This window comes from Saccharomonospora glauca K62 (genome assembly GCF_000243395.2).
Classification (GTDB): Bacteria; Actinomycetota; Actinomycetes; order Mycobacteriales; family Pseudonocardiaceae; genus Saccharomonospora; species Saccharomonospora glauca.
Genome location: NZ_CM001484.1, coordinates 2,970,524 through 2,987,579 on the forward strand (window position 1 = coordinate 2,970,524; position 17,056 = coordinate 2,987,579).

Annotated in this window: 16 protein-coding genes; all 16 read right to left on the bottom strand. The window is 68.7% G+C overall.

Annotation, left to right across the window (positions count from 1 at the left end; all coding sequences use genetic code 11):
- Positions 1-323 precede the first annotated feature (323 nt).
- The 16 genes from tyrS to infC all read right to left on the bottom strand — a co-directional run bounded on the left by tyrS (position 324) and on the right by infC (position 16,961).
- On the bottom strand, positions 324-1,595 hold the full coding sequence (gene tyrS, locus SACGLDRAFT_RS13880) for a tyrosine--tRNA ligase (protein WP_040919996.1): 1,272 nt from the start codon (positions 1,593-1,595) through the stop codon (positions 324-326).
- A gap of 105 nt (positions 1,596-1,700) precedes the next feature.
- Complete coding sequence (locus tag SACGLDRAFT_RS13885; RefSeq protein WP_005465443.1) at positions 1,701-2,339, bottom strand: DNA-3-methyladenine glycosylase; 639 nt, start codon at positions 2,337-2,339, stop codon at positions 1,701-1,703.
- Positions 2,340-2,383: 44 nt separating this feature from the next.
- Positions 2,384-3,787 carry an argininosuccinate lyase gene (gene argH, locus SACGLDRAFT_RS13890; RefSeq protein ID WP_005465444.1) on the bottom strand — a complete coding sequence of 468 codons (1,404 nt, stop codon included), beginning with the start codon at positions 3,785-3,787 and terminating at the stop codon, positions 2,384-2,386.
- 84 nt (positions 3,788-3,871) lie between these two features.
- Positions 3,872-5,077 (bottom strand): argininosuccinate synthase, encoded by a 1,206-nt coding sequence (locus SACGLDRAFT_RS13895; protein WP_005465445.1) that lies wholly within the window; start codon positions 5,075-5,077, stop codon positions 3,872-3,874.
- Entirely contained in the window at positions 5,070-5,627 is a 558-nt protein-coding gene (locus tag SACGLDRAFT_RS13900) for an arginine repressor (RefSeq protein ID WP_005465446.1), read from the bottom strand. Before SACGLDRAFT_RS13900 ends, SACGLDRAFT_RS13895 begins: the two co-directional genes overlap by 8 nt.
- Positions 5,624-6,550 (bottom strand): ornithine carbamoyltransferase, encoded by a 927-nt coding sequence (argF, locus tag SACGLDRAFT_RS13905; RefSeq protein ID WP_005465447.1) that lies wholly within the window; start codon positions 6,548-6,550, stop codon positions 5,624-5,626. The genes SACGLDRAFT_RS13900 and argF overlap by 4 nt, the downstream gene beginning before the upstream one ends.
- 3 nt (positions 6,551-6,553) lie before the next feature.
- Entirely contained in the window at positions 6,554-7,741 is a 1,188-nt protein-coding gene (locus SACGLDRAFT_RS13910) for an acetylornithine transaminase (RefSeq protein WP_005465448.1), read from the bottom strand.
- Positions 7,731-8,660, bottom strand: coding sequence for an acetylglutamate kinase (argB, locus tag SACGLDRAFT_RS13915; RefSeq protein WP_005465449.1), 930 nt, complete (start codon positions 8,658-8,660; stop codon positions 7,731-7,733). Before argB ends, SACGLDRAFT_RS13910 begins: the two co-directional genes overlap by 11 nt.
- The gene (gene argJ / locus SACGLDRAFT_RS13920) at positions 8,657-9,808 is read right to left on the bottom strand and encodes a bifunctional glutamate N-acetyltransferase/amino-acid acetyltransferase ArgJ (RefSeq protein WP_005465451.1); all 1,152 of its coding nucleotides are present in this window, start codon (positions 9,806-9,808) and stop codon (positions 8,657-8,659) included. The genes argB and argJ overlap by 4 nt, the downstream gene beginning before the upstream one ends.
- Before the next feature lie 31 nt (positions 9,809-9,839).
- Positions 9,840-10,868, bottom strand: coding sequence for an N-acetyl-gamma-glutamyl-phosphate reductase (gene argC, locus SACGLDRAFT_RS13925; protein WP_040919067.1), 1,029 nt, complete (start codon positions 10,866-10,868; stop codon positions 9,840-9,842).
- A gap of 217 nt (positions 10,869-11,085) precedes the next feature.
- Complete coding sequence (pheT, locus tag SACGLDRAFT_RS13930; protein WP_005465454.1) at positions 11,086-13,605, bottom strand: phenylalanine--tRNA ligase subunit beta; 2,520 nt, start codon at positions 13,603-13,605, stop codon at positions 11,086-11,088.
- Positions 13,606-14,673: a phenylalanine--tRNA ligase subunit alpha gene (gene pheS / locus SACGLDRAFT_RS13935; RefSeq protein WP_005465455.1), complete on the bottom strand. Its 1,068-nt coding sequence runs from the start codon at positions 14,671-14,673 to the stop codon at positions 13,606-13,608. It lies immediately after the preceding gene.
- A gap of 115 nt (positions 14,674-14,788) precedes the next feature.
- Entirely contained in the window at positions 14,789-15,595 is an 807-nt protein-coding gene (locus SACGLDRAFT_RS13940) for a TrmH family RNA methyltransferase (protein WP_005465456.1), read from the bottom strand.
- A complete protein-coding gene (rplT, locus tag SACGLDRAFT_RS13945) occupies positions 15,592-15,969 on the bottom strand; it encodes a 50S ribosomal protein L20 (RefSeq protein ID WP_005465457.1) in 378 nt (125 codons plus the stop codon). Before rplT ends, SACGLDRAFT_RS13940 begins: the two co-directional genes overlap by 4 nt.
- A 64-nt stretch (positions 15,970-16,033) precedes the next feature.
- The gene (gene rpmI / locus SACGLDRAFT_RS13950; RefSeq protein WP_005457906.1) at positions 16,034-16,228 is read right to left on the bottom strand and encodes a 50S ribosomal protein L35; all 195 of its coding nucleotides are present in this window, start codon (positions 16,226-16,228) and stop codon (positions 16,034-16,036) included.
- 115 nt (positions 16,229-16,343) lie between these two features.
- On the bottom strand, positions 16,344-16,961 hold the full coding sequence (gene infC, locus SACGLDRAFT_RS13955; protein WP_085978106.1) for a translation initiation factor IF-3: 618 nt from the start codon (positions 16,959-16,961) through the stop codon (positions 16,344-16,346).
- Positions 16,962-17,056: the final 95 nt, after the last annotated feature.

Sequence of the window (17,056 nt, forward strand, 5' to 3'; positions counted from 1 at the left end):
GCAACCCACCCCACCACCAAAACCAGCGATGAAGCAGTCACACCCAACCGGGAAGGCCCACTCTACCACAACCGTGGGAGCTTGGTTCGCCATTCCCCACCGAGTAACCCGCCCCGAACCGCTTTCCGGTCCCGGCCGGTCTCCCCGGCGACGAACAAAAGATTACACCCCCCAAAAAACCCCTCGAACAGGGGGGTCCCTTAAACTGCATCATCGCAGGTCAGAGGCCTAATCGAGGCCTCGAACGGCGAAGGCCACCGATCCGCCCGCCTCGCGGGAGATCGGTGGCCTTCGGTTGAATCGGCCGTCGCGGTCGTCGGTCACTACCGCACGCGAACACCGGCCAGGGTCTTCTTGCCTCGGCGCACCACGAGCCAACGACCGTGCAGGGCGTCCGACAGCTCCGGCGCCCAGTCCTCTTGGGTGATCTTGGTGTTGTTCACGTAGGCGCCGCCTTCCTTCACGGTGCGGCGGGCCGCGCCCTTGCTGTCAACCAACCCGCCGGCCACGAGCAGATCGACGATGGTGGGCCCTTCGGAGAGCTTCACCTCGCCCGTGGGCACCTCGGCCATGGCCGCGTCCAAGGTCGCCGCGTCGAGTTCTCGCAACTCACCACGACCGAACAGCGCTTGGCTAGCGGCGACGACCTGCCGGGTCTGCTCGGGGCCGTGCACGAGGTCCGTCAGCTCCTGCGCGAGCCGACGTTGCGCCTGCCGTGCGGCGGGTCGTTCCTTCGTCGCCGTCTCCAGCTCCCCGATCTCGTCAGCGTCGAGGAAGGTCAACAACTTGAGGCAACGCACAACATCGGCGTCGGGCAGGTTGAGGAAGTACTGGTACCACGCGTACGGCGACGTCATCTCCGGGTCGAGCCACACATTGCCGCCGCCGGTCGACTTGCCGAGCTTGCGCCCCTCCGAGTCCGTGATCAACGGCGTGGTCAGCGCGTGCACCTGGGCGCCGTGCACCCGGCGGATGAGGTCCACGCCGGCGACGATGTTGCCCCACTGGTCGGAGCCGCCCAGCTGGAGACGAACGTTGTAGCGCTCGAACAGCTCCCGGTAGTCCGTCGCCTGGAGCAGCATGTAACTGAACTCGGTGTAGGAGATGCCCTCACCCCCGAGCCTGCGTTTGATCGTCTCCCGCGCAAGCATCGTGTTGATCGAGAAGTGCTTGCCGATGTCTCGGAGGAACGTGGGCACGGTCATCGAACCGAGCCAGTCGAGGTTGTTCACCTCGATCGGCTTCACGTCGGGGTGGTCGAAGTCCACGAACCGAGCGAGCTGGCCCCGAAGCCGGTCGGCCCACTCCCGAACCTGCTCCTCGGAGTGGAGCACCCGCTCGCCGACCTCCCTCGGGTCACCGATCAGGCCGGTGCCCCCGCCGGCCAACAACACCGGACGGTGCCCCGCGTTCTGGAACCGTCGCAGCATGAGCATCTGCACGAGGTGACCGGCGTGCAGGCTGGGCGCCGTCGGGTCGAAGCCCGTATAGACGACGAGCGGACCGTTGTCCAGATCTCGCCGCAACGCATCGAGGTCGGTGGACTGCGCGATCAGGCCGCGCCAGGACAGCTCGTCAAGAATGTGCTCGCTCACGGGCCCCATTGTCCCTACCTCGCGGAACACCACGGTCACGGGGACGGGGCCACGCTTCTTCGACTGAAGTTCAGATGCCCGAGACCGGGGACCCGCCCGCCGGGTTCACAACCGGCGCCGGGCGCGCCCGTTGCGGCGGTACGTACTGACGGCCGGTGAGCCGTCGATCCAGAACCGCCACGGCACGTCCTTCGCGGCGGCCACGCCGACGCGCGGGCCCGACCGGATGGCCTCTCGGCTCACCGGCTCGCCGAGCAGCAACCGCACCGGCGAGTCGGGGTCGGTGAGGTCGAGGCCGTTGTGAGCACGGTCGAGCCCCAGGACGGAGGTCAGCACGGCGGGTCCCTTCGCCACGAGCCCGCCGCCACGCGCGGTGGGGCGCCGGGCCCGAGCGAGTTCCCGCCCCTCGACAATCTCCCCCGCGCGCAACAGCACGGCGCCCGGCTCGCCGTCCTTCAAGCCGACGACGTTGGCGCAGAAGTGCATTCCGTAGACGAAATACACGTAGAGGTGCCCTGCGGGGCCCCACATCACCTCGTTCCGGGGCGTCCGTCCGCGATAGCAGTGCGACGCCGGGTCGTCCAAGCCGCGATACGCCTCGACCTCCACGAGACGGACTCGGACCGTGCCCTGATCACTGCGTGACTCGATCTCGCTGCCCAGCAGGTTCAAAGCCAGGTCCAGCGGATCGATCTCCAATTCCTCACGACGGGCCAACCGCCGTGTCACAGTCTCGTCCGTCACCGCACTCCCCTCGCGACTCACCGCGACCCAGGGTAATGGGCGGCCTACGCCTCCCGCGTCGCCCAGGCCCGCAGCTCGGCCAGTCGGGCCACCAGCCGTTCCCGCTGCTCGGCCACCCGGTTCGGGGCCGTCCCTCCTCGGGCGTCGCGGGACGCCACGGAGCCCTGGACCGTGAGCACCGAACGCACCTCCGATGTCAGCGCGGGGTGGATCGCGGCGAACTCCTCGTCGGTCAGCTCCTCCAGCCCCACGCCGCGGCCCTCCGCGACGCGCACGCACTCCCCGGCCGCCTCGTGGGCGCGCCGGAAGGGAACACCCCGACGGACCAGCCATTCGGCGATGTCGGTGGCGAGCGTGAACCCGGCGGGCGCGAGTTCGGCGAGCCGGTCGGTGTGGAACGTCAAGGTCGCGATCATCCCGGCGATCGCGGGCAGGAGCAGTTCGAGTTGCTCCACGGAGTCGAAGACCGGCTCCTTGTCCTCCTGCAGATCGCGGTTGTAGGCCAACGGTTGCGCCTTCAACGTAGCCAGCAGACCCGTGAGGTTACCGATCAATCGGCCGGCCTTGCCCCTGGTGAGTTCGGCCACGTCCGGGTTCTTCTTCTGGGGCATGATCGAGCTGCCGGTGGCCCACGCGTCGTCGAGGGTCACGTACCCGAACTCGGCGGTGTTCCAGATGATGACTTCCTCGGCGATCCGCGAGAGGTTCACGCCGAGCATCGCGACGGCGAAACAGAACTCGGCGGCGAAGTCACGGGACGCCGTGCCGTCGATGGAGTTGTCCACCGAGGTGGGAAAGCCCAGCTCGTGGGCGACGGCCTCCGGGTCGAGGCCCAGCGACGACCCGGCCAACGCGCCCGATCCGTACGGCGATTCGGCCGCGCGCGCGTCCCAGTCGCGAAGCCTGCCGAGGTCCCGGACCAGCGCCTGGGCGTGAGCCAGCAGGTGGTGGGCGAGCAGGACCGGCTGGGCGTGCTGGAGGTGGGTACGGCCGGGGAGCACGGCGTCGGGATGACGTTCGGCCTGCGCGACGAGGGCCTCGATGACGTCGAGGGTGCCGGACGCCACGCGTCGGGCGGCGTCACGAAGCCACATGCGGAAGAGCGTGGCCACCTGGTCGTTGCGCGACCTGCCCGCCCGGAGCTTCCCACCGAGTTCCTCCCCCGCGCGCTCCAGGAGCCCTCGCTCCAGCGCGGTGTGCACGTCCTCGTCGGCCACGGTCGGGGTGAACGCGCCCGACTCCACGTCCTCGGCGAGTCTGTCGAGCGCGGCGAGCATGTCCGCGAGTTCGGTGTCGGTCAGCAGTCCCGCCCGGTGCAGCACTCGGGCGTGGGCGCGAGAGCCCGCAATGTCGTACGGCGCCAGCCGCCAGTCGAAGTGGGTCGACGCGGACAACGCCGCCATCGCCTCGGCCGGTCCCGCGGAGAACCGTCCACCCCACAGCTTCATCGTGTCCCCTTCCGGGTTACGGGTATCGGTGAGGCCACTCGCACCCACCTGTGGCGAGTGGCCTCACCGTGCCGTGACGTCGCGTCAGTTGTTCTTGCTCTGCTGCCGCTTGGCGGCGATCTTGCTGGGCAGGCCCCAAAGCTGCACGAAGCCCTTGGCCAGCGACTGGTCGAACGTGTCGCCCTCGTCGTAGGTGGCGAGGTTGAAGTCGTACAGCGACTCGTCGCTGCGGCGGCCGGTGACCGTCGCGGTGCCGCCGTGCAGGGTCATGCGGATGTCGCCGGAGACGTGTTCCTGGGCCTTGGCGATGAAACCGTCGAGAGCCTCCTTCAGCGGCGAGAACCACAGGCCGTCGTAGACGAGCTCGCCCCACCGCTGTTCGACCTGCCGCTTGAAGCGGGCCAGGTCGCGCTCGACCGTGACGTTCTCCAGCTCCTGGTGCGCCGTGATCAAGGCGATGGCGCCCGGTGCCTCGTAGACCTCGCGGCTCTTGATGCCCACCAGCCGGTCCTCGACCATGTCGAGCCTGCCGATGCCGTGCGCCCCGGCCCGGCGGTTCATCTCCTGGATGGCCTCCAGGACGGTGACCTCCTTGCCGTCGATCGCCACCGGGACTCCCTTGTCGAAGGTGATGACCACCTCGTCGGGAGCCTGGAAGTGGACGGTCGGGTCCTGCGTGTAGGAGTAGACCTCCTTCGGAGGCTCGTTCCAGAGGTCCTCCAGGACGCCGGTCTCCACCGCGCGTCCCCAGACGTTCTGGTCGATGGAGAACGGCGACTTCTTCGTGACGTCGATCGGCAGGTTGCGTTCCTCGGCGTAGGAGATCGCCTTCTCGCGGGTCCACGCGAAGTCACGCACGGGCGCGATCACGTTCAGGTCCGGAGCGAGTGCGCCGATGCCCACCTCGAAGCGCACCTGGTCGTTGCCCTTGCCCGTGCAGCCGTGCGCCACCGTGGTGGCGCCGTGGTACTTGGCCGCCTCGGCGAGGTGCTTGACGATCAGCGGCCGGGACAGCGCGGACACGAGCGGGTAACGGTCCATGTAGAGCGCGTTCGCCTGCAGTGCCGGGAGGCAGTATTCGTTGGCGAACTCCTCACGCGCGTCGGCCACGACCGCCTCGACGGCACCGCAGTCGAGCGCGCGCTTGCGGATGGTCTCCAGGTCCTCACCGCCCTGGCCGAGGTCGACGGCGACGGCGATCACCTCAGCACCGGTTTCCTCGGCGATCCAGCCGATCGCCACGGAGGTGTCGAGCCCGCCCGAGTACGCGAGCACCACCCGCTCAGTCATTGTCCTTCTCCTCATTCACGTTTGCGTCCGTATTGGACGATCGCTGTGCCAGTGCGGTGAATCGTTCGGCCAGTTCCTTACCGGTCAACGGTTCCCTGGCGATCACGGCGATCGTGTCGTCACCGGCGATCGAGCCGACGACCTCGTCCAGCGCTGCCCTGTCGATGGCGCTGGCCAGAAACTGCGCTGCGCCCGGAGGGGTACGCAGCACCATGAGATTGCCCGAGGCGTCCGCCGAGACCATGAACTCGGCGAGCAGGCGAGACAGCCGGGTCGTGCCGCCCTGCACGCCTCTGACCGGGCTCCCGTCCTCGGGAATCACGTAGACGGGGGCGCCCGAGTCCGCGCCCCTGAGCTTCACGGCACCCAGCTCGTCGAGATCCCGTGACAACGTCGCCTGGGTGACCTCGATGCCTTCCGCCGCGAGCAACTTCGCCAGCTCGGTCTGGCTGCGGATGGCCATGCTCGACACCAGCTCGGTGATTCTCGCATGGCGTCGAGCTCGGTTTATCCCGCCCGTAGCGGTGGCTCGGTAAGACTGCGCGGTCATCGTCGCTCCTGTTGCAGCAACCACACCAGAAGTGCTTTTTGTGCGTGCAACCGATTCTCCGCTTCGTCCCACACCGCGCTGGCGGGTCCGTCGATCACCTCGTCGGTGATCTCCATGCCGCGGTGCGCGGGCAGGTCGTGCAGCACGATGGTGTCCTTGCCGGTCCGGGCGAGCAGGTCGGTGTTCACCTGGTAGGGCAGGAACGGCGTCACCCGGTCCTTGCCGTCGCCTTCCTGTCCCATGGAGGTCCATGCGTCCGTGGTCACCACGTCGGCGCCGTCCACCGCCGCGTGGGGGTCGGTGAACACGGTGGCGCTTCCGCCGGTCTCCGCCGCGCGCTTGGCCACCGCGTCGAGCACGTGGGGAAGCGGGTGGAACCCTTCCGGGGCGGCGACCCGAACGTGCATTCCCGCCGTGACACCCCCCAGCAACAGGGAATGAGCCATGTTGTTGGCTCCGTCGCCGAGGTAGGTGAGCGTAAGCCCCGCGAGCGTGCCCTTGCGCTCACGTATGGTGAAGAGGTCGGCGAGGATCTGGCAGGGGTGGAATTCGTCGGTGAGGGCGTTCACGACGGGAACCGTGGCAGCCGCCGCGAACTCGTCGATCCGTTCCTGACCGAACGTGCGCCACACCACCAGGTCGGTGTAGCGGGACAGCACGCGCGCGGTGTCGCCGATGGTCTCCTCGCGCCCCAACTGCATGGTGCGACCGTCGACGACGATGGCGTGACCGCCGAGTTGGCTGATCCCGGCCTCGAAGGAGAAGCGGGTACGCGTCGAGTTCTTCTCGAAGATCACCGCGATCGTCTTCGGCCCGGCGAGCGCGTCGCCGTACGGCTGTTGCTTGAACTTGGCGGTGAGATCGAGGACCTCGGCCTGCTCACCGGGAGTGAGGTCGTCGTCGCGGAGGAAATGGCGTGGCATGTTTCAGTCGTCCTTCGAAGTGGCGGCGTCGAGGGCCTCTGGTAGTGCGGTGAGCAGGGCGTCGGCCTGCTCTCGGCTGACGATCAACGGAGGTGCCAGCCTGATCACGTCGGGCTGGACGGGATTGACGAGGAAACCGGCTCGCTGAGCGGCCGCGGCGACTCCCGCCGAGGCGGCGCCGTTCAGCACCACACCGAGTAACAGGCCCGTTCCGCGGACCGTGCGCACCAGTGGGTGTTCGAGGCGTTCCACGCCGGCCGCGATCTCCTTGCCGAGTGCCGTGGCGTGGTCGAGCAGGCCATTCGCGGCGATGGTGTCGAGGACCGCGAGCCCCGCCGCGCAACAGACCGGGTTGCCGCCGAACGTCGTGCCGTGCTGGCCGGGCTCGAAGAGGGTCGCGGCCTCGCCGAACGCCAGGCAGGCGCCGAGCGGCAGGCCGCCCCCGAGTCCCTTCGCCAAGGTCACCACATCCGGTTGGATTCCCGCTCGCTGGTAGGCGAACCAGCTTCCGAGCCTGCCGATGCCCGTCTGAACTTCGTCGACCACGAGCAGGGCGCCGTGCCTGCGGGTGATCTCCCTGGCGGCTTTCAGGTAGTCCTCGCCGGGGACCACGACGCCGTTCTCGCCCTGGACGGGTTCCACGAAAAAAGCGGCGGTGTCGGAGTCGACGGCCCGTTCCAGCGCCGCGACGTCGCCGTACGGCACGTGCCGCACACCGGGCACCAGCGGCTCGAAGGGCTCTCGCTTGCCGGGTTGGCCGGTCAGGGCCAGGGCGCCCATCGTGCGTCCGTGGAAACCGCCCTCGGTGGCGACGACGGTGGTCCTGCCCGTGCGCCGGGTCAGTTTGAAGGCCGCTTCCACGGCTTCGGCGCCGGAGTTGCAGAACAGCACCTTGCCGTCCGCGATGCCGGACAGTTCCAGCAGCCGCTCCGCCAGTGTCAGCGCGGGCTCGTTGAGGTAGAGGTTCGAGGTGTGCCCGAGCGTCGCGATCTGTCGGGTCACGGCCGACACCACGGCGGGGTGGGCGTGTCCGAGCGCGTTGACCGCGATACCCGTGACGAAGTCGAGGTAGCGGCGGCCGTCGGCGTCCCACACCACGGCACCCTCCCCGCGGACCAGGTTCACCATCGGGGTGCCGTAGTTGTTCATCATCACGGAACGCCACCGTGCTTGTGCGTCCTCATTGGACATGGCTGTCCCCCTTGCTCGGTACGACCATGGTTCCGATGCCCCTCGACGTGAACACTTCCAGCAACACGGAGTGCGCGAGTCGGCCGTCGATCACGTGCGCGCGGCGCACCCCGCCTCGGATGGCACGCAGGCACGCTTCCATCTTCGGGATCATTCCGCTGGCCAGGCTCGGCAGGAGCTCGGCAAGTTCGTCGGCGTCGATGCGGTCGACCAGGGAGGAGCGGTCGGGCCAGTTCGCGTAGAGGCCCTCCACGTCGGTCAGCACCACGAGCTTCTCGGCTCCCAGCGCCGCGGCGAGCGCGCCGGCCGCCGTGTCGGCATTGACGTTGTGGACGACGCCGTCCGCGTCCGGCGCCACCGTGGACACCACCGGGATGCGGCCCGCGTTCACGATGTCGAGCACGGCGTCCGGGTTCACGTCGACGACTTCCCCGACGAGCCCGACGTCGACGGCTTGACCGTCCACAGTGGCCTTCTTGCGCTCCGCCGTGAAGAGGCGGGCGTCCTCGCCCGAGATCCCCACGGCGTAGGGGCCGTGCGCGTTGATCAGTCCGACCAGTTCCCGACTCACCTGGCCGACCAGCACCATTCGCACGACGTCCATCGTCTCGGGCGTCGTCACCCGAAGCCCGCCTTTGAACTCGCCGTCGATTCCCAAACGGTCGAGCATCGCGGTGATCTGCGGGCCACCGCCGTGGACGACGACCGGACGCAGGCCCGCGAGGCGGAGGAACACCATGTCCTGCGCGAAGGCTCGTTTCAGTTCGTCGTCGACCATCGCGTTGCCGCCGTACTTCACGACGACCGTGGCGCCGTGGAAGCGTTGCAACCACGGAAGTGCTTCGATCAGCACGCCCGCCTTCTCCGCGGCGGTCGCGAGCCGTTCGTCGGCCGAGATGGTGGAGCGTTTGCCCGTCATGTCGAATACGCCGAGTTCTCGTGTACGTATGCCTTGGTCAGGTCGTTGGTCCAGATCGTCGCCGACTGCTGCCCCGCCTTGAGGTCTACGGTCACGGTGACCTCACGACCGGACAGGTCCACGGCGTCCCTGGGTTCCCCCGGCGCGCCACCGCGGCAGATCCATACGCCGTTGAAGGCGACGTCCAATTCGGAAGGCTCGAACGCGGCCTCGGTCGTGCCGACGGCGGCGAGGATACGGCCCCAGTTGGGGTCCTTCCCGTACACCGCGGTCTTGAACAGGTTGCTGCGGGCGATGGCCCTGCCGACCGCGAGAGCGTCGTCCTCGGTGGCGGCGTTGACCACCTGGATCGCGATGTCGTGTTCGGACCCCTCCGCGTCGCCGAGCAACTGCTGGGCGAGGTCGTGGCACACCTCGGTCAGCAAGGCCGTGAACTCGTCGGCATCCGGCGTCTTTCCGGACGCGCCGCTGCACATCAGCAACACGGTGTCGTTGGTCGACATGCAGCCGTCGGAGTCCAACCGGTCGAAGGTCACCCTGGTGGCGGCGCGCAACGCCCGATCCGCCGTCTCGGAGTCGATCGCCGCGTCGGTGGTCACCACGACCAGCATCGTGGCGAGCGCGGGCGCGAGCATGCCCGCTCCCTTCGCCATGCCGCCGATCGTGTAGCCGTCGCCTTCGCGCACGGTCTGCTTGCTGCGCGTGTCGGTGGTCATGATCGCTTCGGCCGCGGCGGCCCCACCCCGCGTCGACAGCTCGGTGACGGCCTTCTCGATACCCGCGGTCAGCTTGTCGCGGTCGAGCTCCTCGCCGATCAGGCCGGTGGAGCACACGACGACGTCGATGGCCCCGAATCCCAGCCGTTGGGCGACCAGCTCCGCCGAGGCGTGGGTGGTCTGGAAGCCGGTCGGCCCGGTGTAGCAGTTGGCTCCGCCGGAGTTGAGCACCACGGCCTTCGCGCGACGATCGGCCATCACCTGCTCGCTCCACAGCACCGGGTTCGCCTTGCACCGGTTGGTGGTGAACACGGCCGCCGCCACGTCGGACGGACCGTCGTTGACGACGAGGGCGACGTCCGGCTTGCCGCTGGGCTTCAGTCCCGCGGCGACACCGGAGGCGCGAAATCCTTGGGGCGCGGTGACCGTCACAGTCCGACCTCCGTGGGATGAGGAACGACCATCATGGGGCGACTCCCGTCATCGGCAGCCCGGTGGTCTCGGGGAGATCGAGGGCGATGTTCATCGATTGCACGGCCGCACCCGCCGTGCCCTTGGTGAGGTTGTCGATCGCGGCCACCACGACGAGGCGTCCGGCGTCGGCGTCCACCGCCACCTGGAGCAGCACCATGTTGGATCCGACCGTGGCGGCCGTCGTCGGCCACGTGCCCTCGGGCAGCACCGAGACGAAGGGCTCGTCACCGTAGGCCTTCTCGTAGACACTCCGCACCGCGTGGGGGGTGGCGTCCCCGGCGAGCGGGGCCGTGGCGGTGGTGAGGATGCCGCGCGGCATCGGGGCGAGTACCGGGGTGAAGGACACCGTCACGGGACGTCCCGCGACCGCGCTGAGGTTCTGGGCGAATTCCGGGGTGTGCCGGTGCGCACCGCCGACGCCGTAGGCGCTCGCGGAGCCCATCACCTCGGACCCGAGCAGGTGCGGTTTCAGGCTCTTGCCCGCGCCCGAGGTCCCGGTCACCGAAACAATCGTCGCCTCGGGCCGGACCAGCCCGGCGGCGAACGCGGGGGCCAACGCGAGCGATCCGCCCGTCGGGAAGCAGCCGGGCACCGCGACCCGCTTCGTGCCGCGCAGAGCCTCCCGGCCGCCGGGCAATTCGGGAAGCCCGTAGGGCCACGTGCCGGCGTGCTCGCCGCCGTACCACCGTTCCCAGTCGGCGGCGTTCACCAGCCGGTGGTCGGCGCCGAGATCGATCACGAGCGTGTCGCTTCCCAGCTGGGCGGCGATGTCCGCGGAGTGGCCATGAGGCAGGGCGAGAAATACCACGTCGTGCCCCGCCAACGTCTCGGGTGTGGTCTCCTGGACGAGGCGGTCGGCCAAAGGCCCGAGATGCGGCTGGTGCTGCCCGAGTGAGGTGCCCGCGCTACTCGCGGCCGTGAGTGCACCGATTTCCACGTCCGGGTGCGCGAGCAGGAGTCGCAACAGCTCTCCACCCGCGTAGCCGGTCGCGCCGGCCACCGCTGCCTTGACGGTCATACGAATGATTATGCATGACCATGCAAACCCAATCAAAGCCGGGCGCACCATCACTCGAAAACTCGAACATATGTTCGATGTTATCGGCGTGACAGTCCTCCCACAGTTCCCGAAAAGGGTGATGCTTCCGTTCGTGGAAGGACGACGGGCGGATGAGTTCGGGGAATAGTCGAGTGGCCGCCCACCGGAGAGGTGAGCGGCCACCGAACCCGCGCTGTCAGCCTCGCAGTACCGCGCCGAAACGCTCACCGGCCAGGGCCACGGCGGCGTCTCGCGCCTTCGTGGCCTCCTCGACGGTCAACGTGCGATCGGGCGCGCGGAACCGCAACTTGTAGGCGAGCGACCGCTTCCCCTCACCGATCTGCTCACCCTCGTAGAGGTCGAACAACGACACGTCCTCCACCAACTCGCCCGCGCCCTCACGCAGCACTGCCGCGAGCGATCGGGCCGACACGTCGGTGTCGACGACGAGCGCCACGTCGAGCAGCACCGGCGGAAACGGCGAGATGAACGGGGCGGGCTTCCGGTCCACCACCGGAATCGCGTCGAGGTCGAGTTCCATCACGGCGGTCCGCTTCGGCAGGCCGAGCTTCTCGACCACCTTGGGGTGCAGCTCACCGGCGTACCCGACGGTGCGACCGTCGATCGACAGCCGCGCGCAACGCCCCGGATGCCACGGCATGACCTCCGCCGCCTCGATGTCGAGGTCCACACCGGAGACCTCGCCCACCAGTCGCGCGGCCTGCACGGCATCGGCCCACGTCGCGGCTTCGCCCTTGCCCCACCAACCGGAGCGGCGCCGCTCACCGGCCAGCACGACCGCCACGTGCACCGGCTGGTCGGGCACCGCCCGCTCCAAAGCGGCGAGTTCGTCGTCGGACGGGCACCGGTCCACGCCGGGGTCCGGTGCGGCGGTCTGCTCCGACCCCGGCAACACCACCTGGCCCACGTGGTAGAGGGCGACGTCCCGGAAGCCTCGGGAGATGTTGCGCTGCAACGTCTCCAGCAATCCCGGCAGAAGGGTGGTGGCCAGCTGGTTCTTCTCCGACTCCAGTGGGTTGAGCACCGGGACGGAACGCCTGCGCGGGTCGTCGTCGGCCAGCCCGAAGTCGTCCCATGTGGACGGCGAGACGAACGGGAACGGGAGCACCTCCACGTAACCGGCCTCGGCGAGTGCCCGCGAGACCGACCGACGGCGACGCTGCGTCGGCGTCAACCCACGCCCCGCGGGGGCCGCGGGCAACACCGACGGGATGGTGTCGTAGCCCTCCAGCCGCAGCACCTCCTCGACGAGGTCGGCGGGCTGCGCGAGGTCACCACGCCAGCTCGGCGGCACGGCGGTGACCACGGCGGTGCCGTCGTCCGCCGTTCCCACGGAGACCTTGCAACCGATCTGGGTCAGCCTGCGCACCGTGACACCACGCTCGAACTTCACCCCGGCGACCCGGTCGGGAAGGTTGATGGGCATGGTGATCGGCGCGGCGGGCTCCACGTTCCCCACGTCGGTACGACCGGGGCGGATGCTGCCGTCGCCGTACTGGCGCAGCAGGCGCGCCGCCACCTCGACCGCGACCGCGCACAGCTCGGGGTCGGTGAAACGCTCGAACCGCCGAGCGGCCTCCGAGAACAAGTTGTGCCTGCGCGCCGTCCTGCTGATCGAGGCCGGGTCCCAGTGCGCGGCCTCCAACAACACGTCGACACTGTCGTCGCGAATTTCCGTGCTCGCGCCGCCCATGGTGCCCGCGAGCGAGATGACCCCGCTGTCGTCCGCGATCACCACGTCGTCCGGGTCGAGCGTGCGCTCGACGTCGTCGAGCGTCGTCAACGTCTCGCCCGGCTTCGCGCGTCGCACCACGAGGTCGCCCTTCACGGACGCCGTGTCGAACGCGTGCAACGGGTGGCCCAGCTCCAACATCACGTAGTTCGTGATGTCCACGGCGAGCGAGATCGGACGCATCCCCGCCAGCAACAGGCGGCGCTGGATCCACCACGGGGTCGGCGCTCCCGCATCGAGGTTGGTGACCCTGCGCAGCACGAAACGGCGGCAGCCCTCCGGGTCCTCGATCCGCACCGGCCACGCCTCGCCCTCGGGCTCCGGCACTTCTCGGTGAGCCGGGTCGCCGTAGGGCACGTCGAAAGCGCACGCCAGCTCTCGCGCGAGTCCCCGCACCGACAACGTGTGACCGAGGTCCGGGGTGGGAGTCAGTTCGAAGACCGTGTCAGCGAGGTCCAGCACCTCACGCGCGTCCGCGCCGGGGTCGGCCGTTCCCGGCGGCAGCACCAGGATCCCGGCGTGGTCCTCGCCGATGCCGAGTTCCCGCGCGGAGCAGATCATGCCTTCGCTGACGTGGCCGTACGTCTTGCGCGCGGAGATCTCGAAGTTCCCCGGCAGCACGGTTCCCGGCAGGGCGACCACCACGAGGTCGCCTTCCGCGAAGTTGGTGGCGCCGCAGATGATGCCGTTCGTCGGCGGCTTGGTGGGATCGGGCTCCTCACCACTCTCGGGGTCGGGGGTGGCCCCCACGTCGACCCGGCAGTAGCGGATGGGCTTTTTGAACCCGGTGAGCTCCTCGATCTCGACGACCCGTCCGATGACGAGCGGGCCCGTGATCTCACCGACGGACTCGACCCCTTCGACCTCGATACCCAGGTTCACGAAGGCGGTGGCGATGTCATCGTTGGTGACATCCTCGCTGAGTTCCAGGTGTTCCCTCAGCCAGCTGGCGGGGACCTTCATTCACGCCTCCGTTCCGAAGGGAAGTGAGAACCTCACGTCCCCTTCCACCATGTCGCGCATGTCCGGGATGCCGTTGCGGAACATGAGAGTGCGCTCCAGCCCCATGCCGAAGGCGAAACCCGAGTAGACGTCGGGGTCGACACCGCAGGCGCGCAGCACGTTCGGATTGACCATGCCGCAGCCGCCCCACTCGACCCAGCCGGGACCGCCCTTCTTCTCCGGGAACCACACGTCGACCTCGGCGGAGGGCTCGGTGAACGGGAAAAAGTGCGGACGGAAACGCGTGCCGGACTCCTCGCCGAACATCGCCTTCGCGAAGGCATCGAGGGTCCCGCGGAGATGGGCCATCGTGAGCCCCTTGTCCACGGCGAGGCCCTCGACCTGGTGGAACACGGGCGTGTGGGTGGCGTCCAGCTCGTCGGTGCGGAACGTACGTCCGGGGCACACGATGTACACGGGCAGCTCGCGGTGCAGCAGCGCTCGCGCCTGCACGGGCGAGGTGTGGGTACGCAGCACGAGGTTGGAGCCCTCGGAGCCCGCGTAGAACGTGTCGGCCATCCGGCGCGCCGGGTGGTCCTTGCCGAAGTTCAACGCGTCGAAGTTGAACCACTCGGCTTCGAGTTCCGGTCCCTCGGCGACCTCGTACCCCATGCCGACGAACACGTCGGCGATCCGGTCCGCGAGCGTGCTGATGGGGTGGCGCGCCCCGCGCGGCACGCGGTCCCACGGCAACGTGACGTCGACCGTTTCCTCGCGCAGCACCCGCTCGTCCCGCTCGGCCTGGAGGACGGCCCGGCGTTCCTCGAACGCGGCTTGCACCTCCTGGCGAGCCTGGTTGACCAGTTTGCCCGCTTCCGACTTCCGCTCTTTGGGCAGCTTCCCGATGGCCCGACGGGCGAGCGAAAGCGGTGCCTGATCGCCGAAGTGCGCAGGCTTGACCGCGGCCAAGGCCTCCAGATCCGCGGCGGCCGCGAATTCCTTCTTCGCCGCGTCGACAGCAGCCCGTAACGTCTCGGGCGCAACCCTGTCGGCCGACTCGGGCTCTTGCTTCTCCAAGGCTTCGGACATAGCTCCTCTAACGTCCGCTCCACATGGGAAGGGCTGTACGCGAGCGAGAGCGCACGTCAGCGATTACATGCGGAATTCTAGGTGAGCGGCGTGAACGACCGCCCGTCACCCTCCGTCAGGAACGGTGCCGGACAGCACTGGCGTAGAGGCACACGGCCGCGGCCGTGGCGAGGTTGAGACTCTCCGCCTTGCCGTACAACGGAACGCGCACCGCACTGTCACTTCTGGCCACCACGTCGTCCGGAAGACCGTGTGCCTCGTTGCCGAACAGCCACGCGGTCGGCCGGTCCAGTTGCTCGGCCGTCGTCAGGTCCGCGTCGGCGTAACCGTCGGCGGCGATCGTGGTCAGCCCGGCACGTCCACACGCATCGAGAACTCGGTCCACGTCCGGTTCCACCGCGACCGGGAGGTGGAAAAGACTGCCGGTGGAGGCTCGCACGCACTTGCCGTTGTGCACGTCGACACAGCGTCCGGCGAAGACCACGGCGTCGGCACCGGCGGCGTCGGCCACCCTCAGCACCGTTCCCGCGTTGCCGGGATCGGCGATGTCCACCAGCACGGCCACCAGACGCGGGGAGCCGGACAGTGCGGCGTGGACGTCGACCGTGACCGTGTCGCACACGGCCACGAGGCCCTGCGGCGTCACCGTCTCGGACAGCAACTCCGCCGCGCGGGCGGTGATCGTGGAGACCGTGGGGGCCTCGGCGACCAGTTCGGGATGCCGCCGCGCCGCCTCCTCGGTGACGAAGAGTTCGTGCACGCGGCCGTACCGCAGTGCCTCTCTGACCGCCTGGGCTCCCTCGGCGAGGAAACGGCCCGTCTCCTCACGGGCCGACCGCCGGGTCAGGCGACGTGCCGCAGCGACCCGAGGCGTTCTGTGGGTGAACGGAACGGCCTCGGGTCGCTGATGCCTGGTGCTCAGGCCGACTTCTTCACGTCGGCGGGCAGGTTCTGCTTCGCCACCTCGGCGAGCGAGGCGAACGCGGCGGCGTCGTTCACCGCGAGGTCGGCGAGGATCTTGCGGTCCACCTCGACACCGGCGGCCTTGAGCCCCTGGATGAAGCGGTTGTAGGTCACGCCGTTCTGCCGGGCGGCCGCGTTGATCCGGGTGATCCACAGCTGACGGAAGTCACCCTTGCGGGCGCGGCGGTCCCGGTAGGCGTAGTTCAGCGAGTGGAGCATCTGCTCCTTGGCCTTGCGGTACAGGCGCGAACGCTGGCCGCGGTAGCCACGGGCCATTTCGAGAGTTGCGCGACGCTTCTTCTGGGCGTTGACCGCCCGCTTGACGCGTGCCACGGGTCCATCCTGTCGTGTCGGGGGGCGCCTGAGGCGCCCCGGTGGTTACGGAGAGGAGCTGGTTTCAGCGGCCGAGCAGCCGCTTGACGCGGCGCACGTCCTGGGCCGCGACGTCGGTGGTGCCCTCGAGCCTGCGGGTCACCCTGCTCGACTTCTTCTCCATGAGGTGCCTGCGGCCGGCCTGCTGGCGCCGGATCCTGCCGCTGCCCGTCACGCGGACGCGCTTCGACATCCCGCTGTGGGACTTGTTCTTCGGCATTCTTACCTCTCTCATACGACAGCACACCGATCACCGGTGTGCTGCTGCGTGGTGGCGTACTGCCGGCGACTTTCGAGTCGACCGTTCGCCGCCCGCCGAAGCGGGCGGCAACCCGTCACGACCCGCTGTTGTTCGCGTTCTTCGTCGCCTTCGACTTCGCCTTGGCGTTCTTGTGCGGCGCCAGAACCATGATCATGTTGCGGCCGTCCTGCTTCGGCTTCGACTCCACGAAGCCCAGCTCGGACACGTCGTCTGCGAGTCGCTGCAGCAGGCGGAACCCGAGCTCCGGCCTCGACTGCTCACGCCCGCGGAACATGATCGTCACCTTGACCTTGTTACCCGCCTCGAGGAAGCGGGACACGTGGCCCTTCTTCGTCTCGTAGTCGTGCGGGTCAATCTTGGGACGCAGCTTCTGTTCCTTGATGACGGTGAGCTGCTGGTTGCGGCGGGACTCACGGGCCTTCTGGGCACTTTCGTACTTGAACTTGCCGTAGTCCATGAGCTTCGCCACCGGCGGGCGTGCCTGCGGGGCCACCTCGACGAGGTCGAGGTCGGCCTCCTGGGCGAGCCTCAGCGCGTCCTCGATACGGACGATGCCGACCTGCTCACCGTTCGGTCCCACGAGGCGTACCTCGGGGACGCGGATGCGCTCGTTGATGCGCGTCTCGGAGCTGATGGGGCCTCCTTGGTCCAAGTGCCGGTCATTGCTGCTGTCTCGACCTGGTGCCCACATGCCACAGGCCCCGACACGCGGCTGGTGTGCGGGGCCCTCGATCCGATCAGCACCCGGAGTACCGGATGCTCGCGCGACCACGGCGACGACATCGC

What these genes read in the sequence shown, in the direction of transcription:
- argH (WP_005465444.1), bottom strand. Translation starts at nt 3,787, where the DNA reads ATGAAGCTGTGGGGTGGACGGTTCTCCGCGGGACCGGCCGAGGCGATG.
- pheS (WP_005465455.1), bottom strand. Translation starts at nt 14,673, where the DNA reads ATGTCCGAAGCCTTGGAGAAGCAAGAGCCCGAGTCGGCCGACAGGGTT.
- SACGLDRAFT_RS13900 (WP_005465446.1), bottom strand. Translation starts at nt 5,627, where the DNA reads ATGACCGCGCAGTCTTACCGAGCCACCGCTACGGGCGGGATAAACCGA.
- SACGLDRAFT_RS13910 (WP_005465448.1), bottom strand. Translation starts at nt 7,741, where the DNA reads ATGTCCAATGAGGACGCACAAGCACGGTGGCGTTCCGTGATGATGAAC.
- argF (WP_005465447.1), bottom strand. Translation starts at nt 6,550, where the DNA reads ATGCCACGCCATTTCCTCCGCGACGACGACCTCACTCCCGGTGAGCAG.
- SACGLDRAFT_RS13895 (WP_005465445.1), bottom strand. Translation starts at nt 5,077, where the DNA reads ATGACTGAGCGGGTGGTGCTCGCGTACTCGGGCGGGCTCGACACCTCC.
- argB (WP_005465449.1), bottom strand. Translation starts at nt 8,660, where the DNA reads ATGACGGGCAAACGCTCCACCATCTCGGCCGACGAACGGCTCGCGACC.
- pheT (WP_005465454.1), bottom strand. Translation starts at nt 13,605, where the DNA reads ATGAAGGTCCCCGCCAGCTGGCTGAGGGAACACCTGGAACTCAGCGAG.
- infC (WP_085978106.1), bottom strand. Translation starts at nt 16,961, where the DNA reads ATGTGGGCACCAGGTCGAGACAGCAGCAATGACCGGCACTTGGACCAA.
- argC (WP_040919067.1), bottom strand. Translation starts at nt 10,868, where the DNA reads ATGACCGTCAAGGCAGCGGTGGCCGGCGCGACCGGCTACGCGGGTGGA.
- rpmI (WP_005457906.1), bottom strand. Translation starts at nt 16,228, where the DNA reads ATGCCGAAGAACAAGTCCCACAGCGGGATGTCGAAGCGCGTCCGCGTG.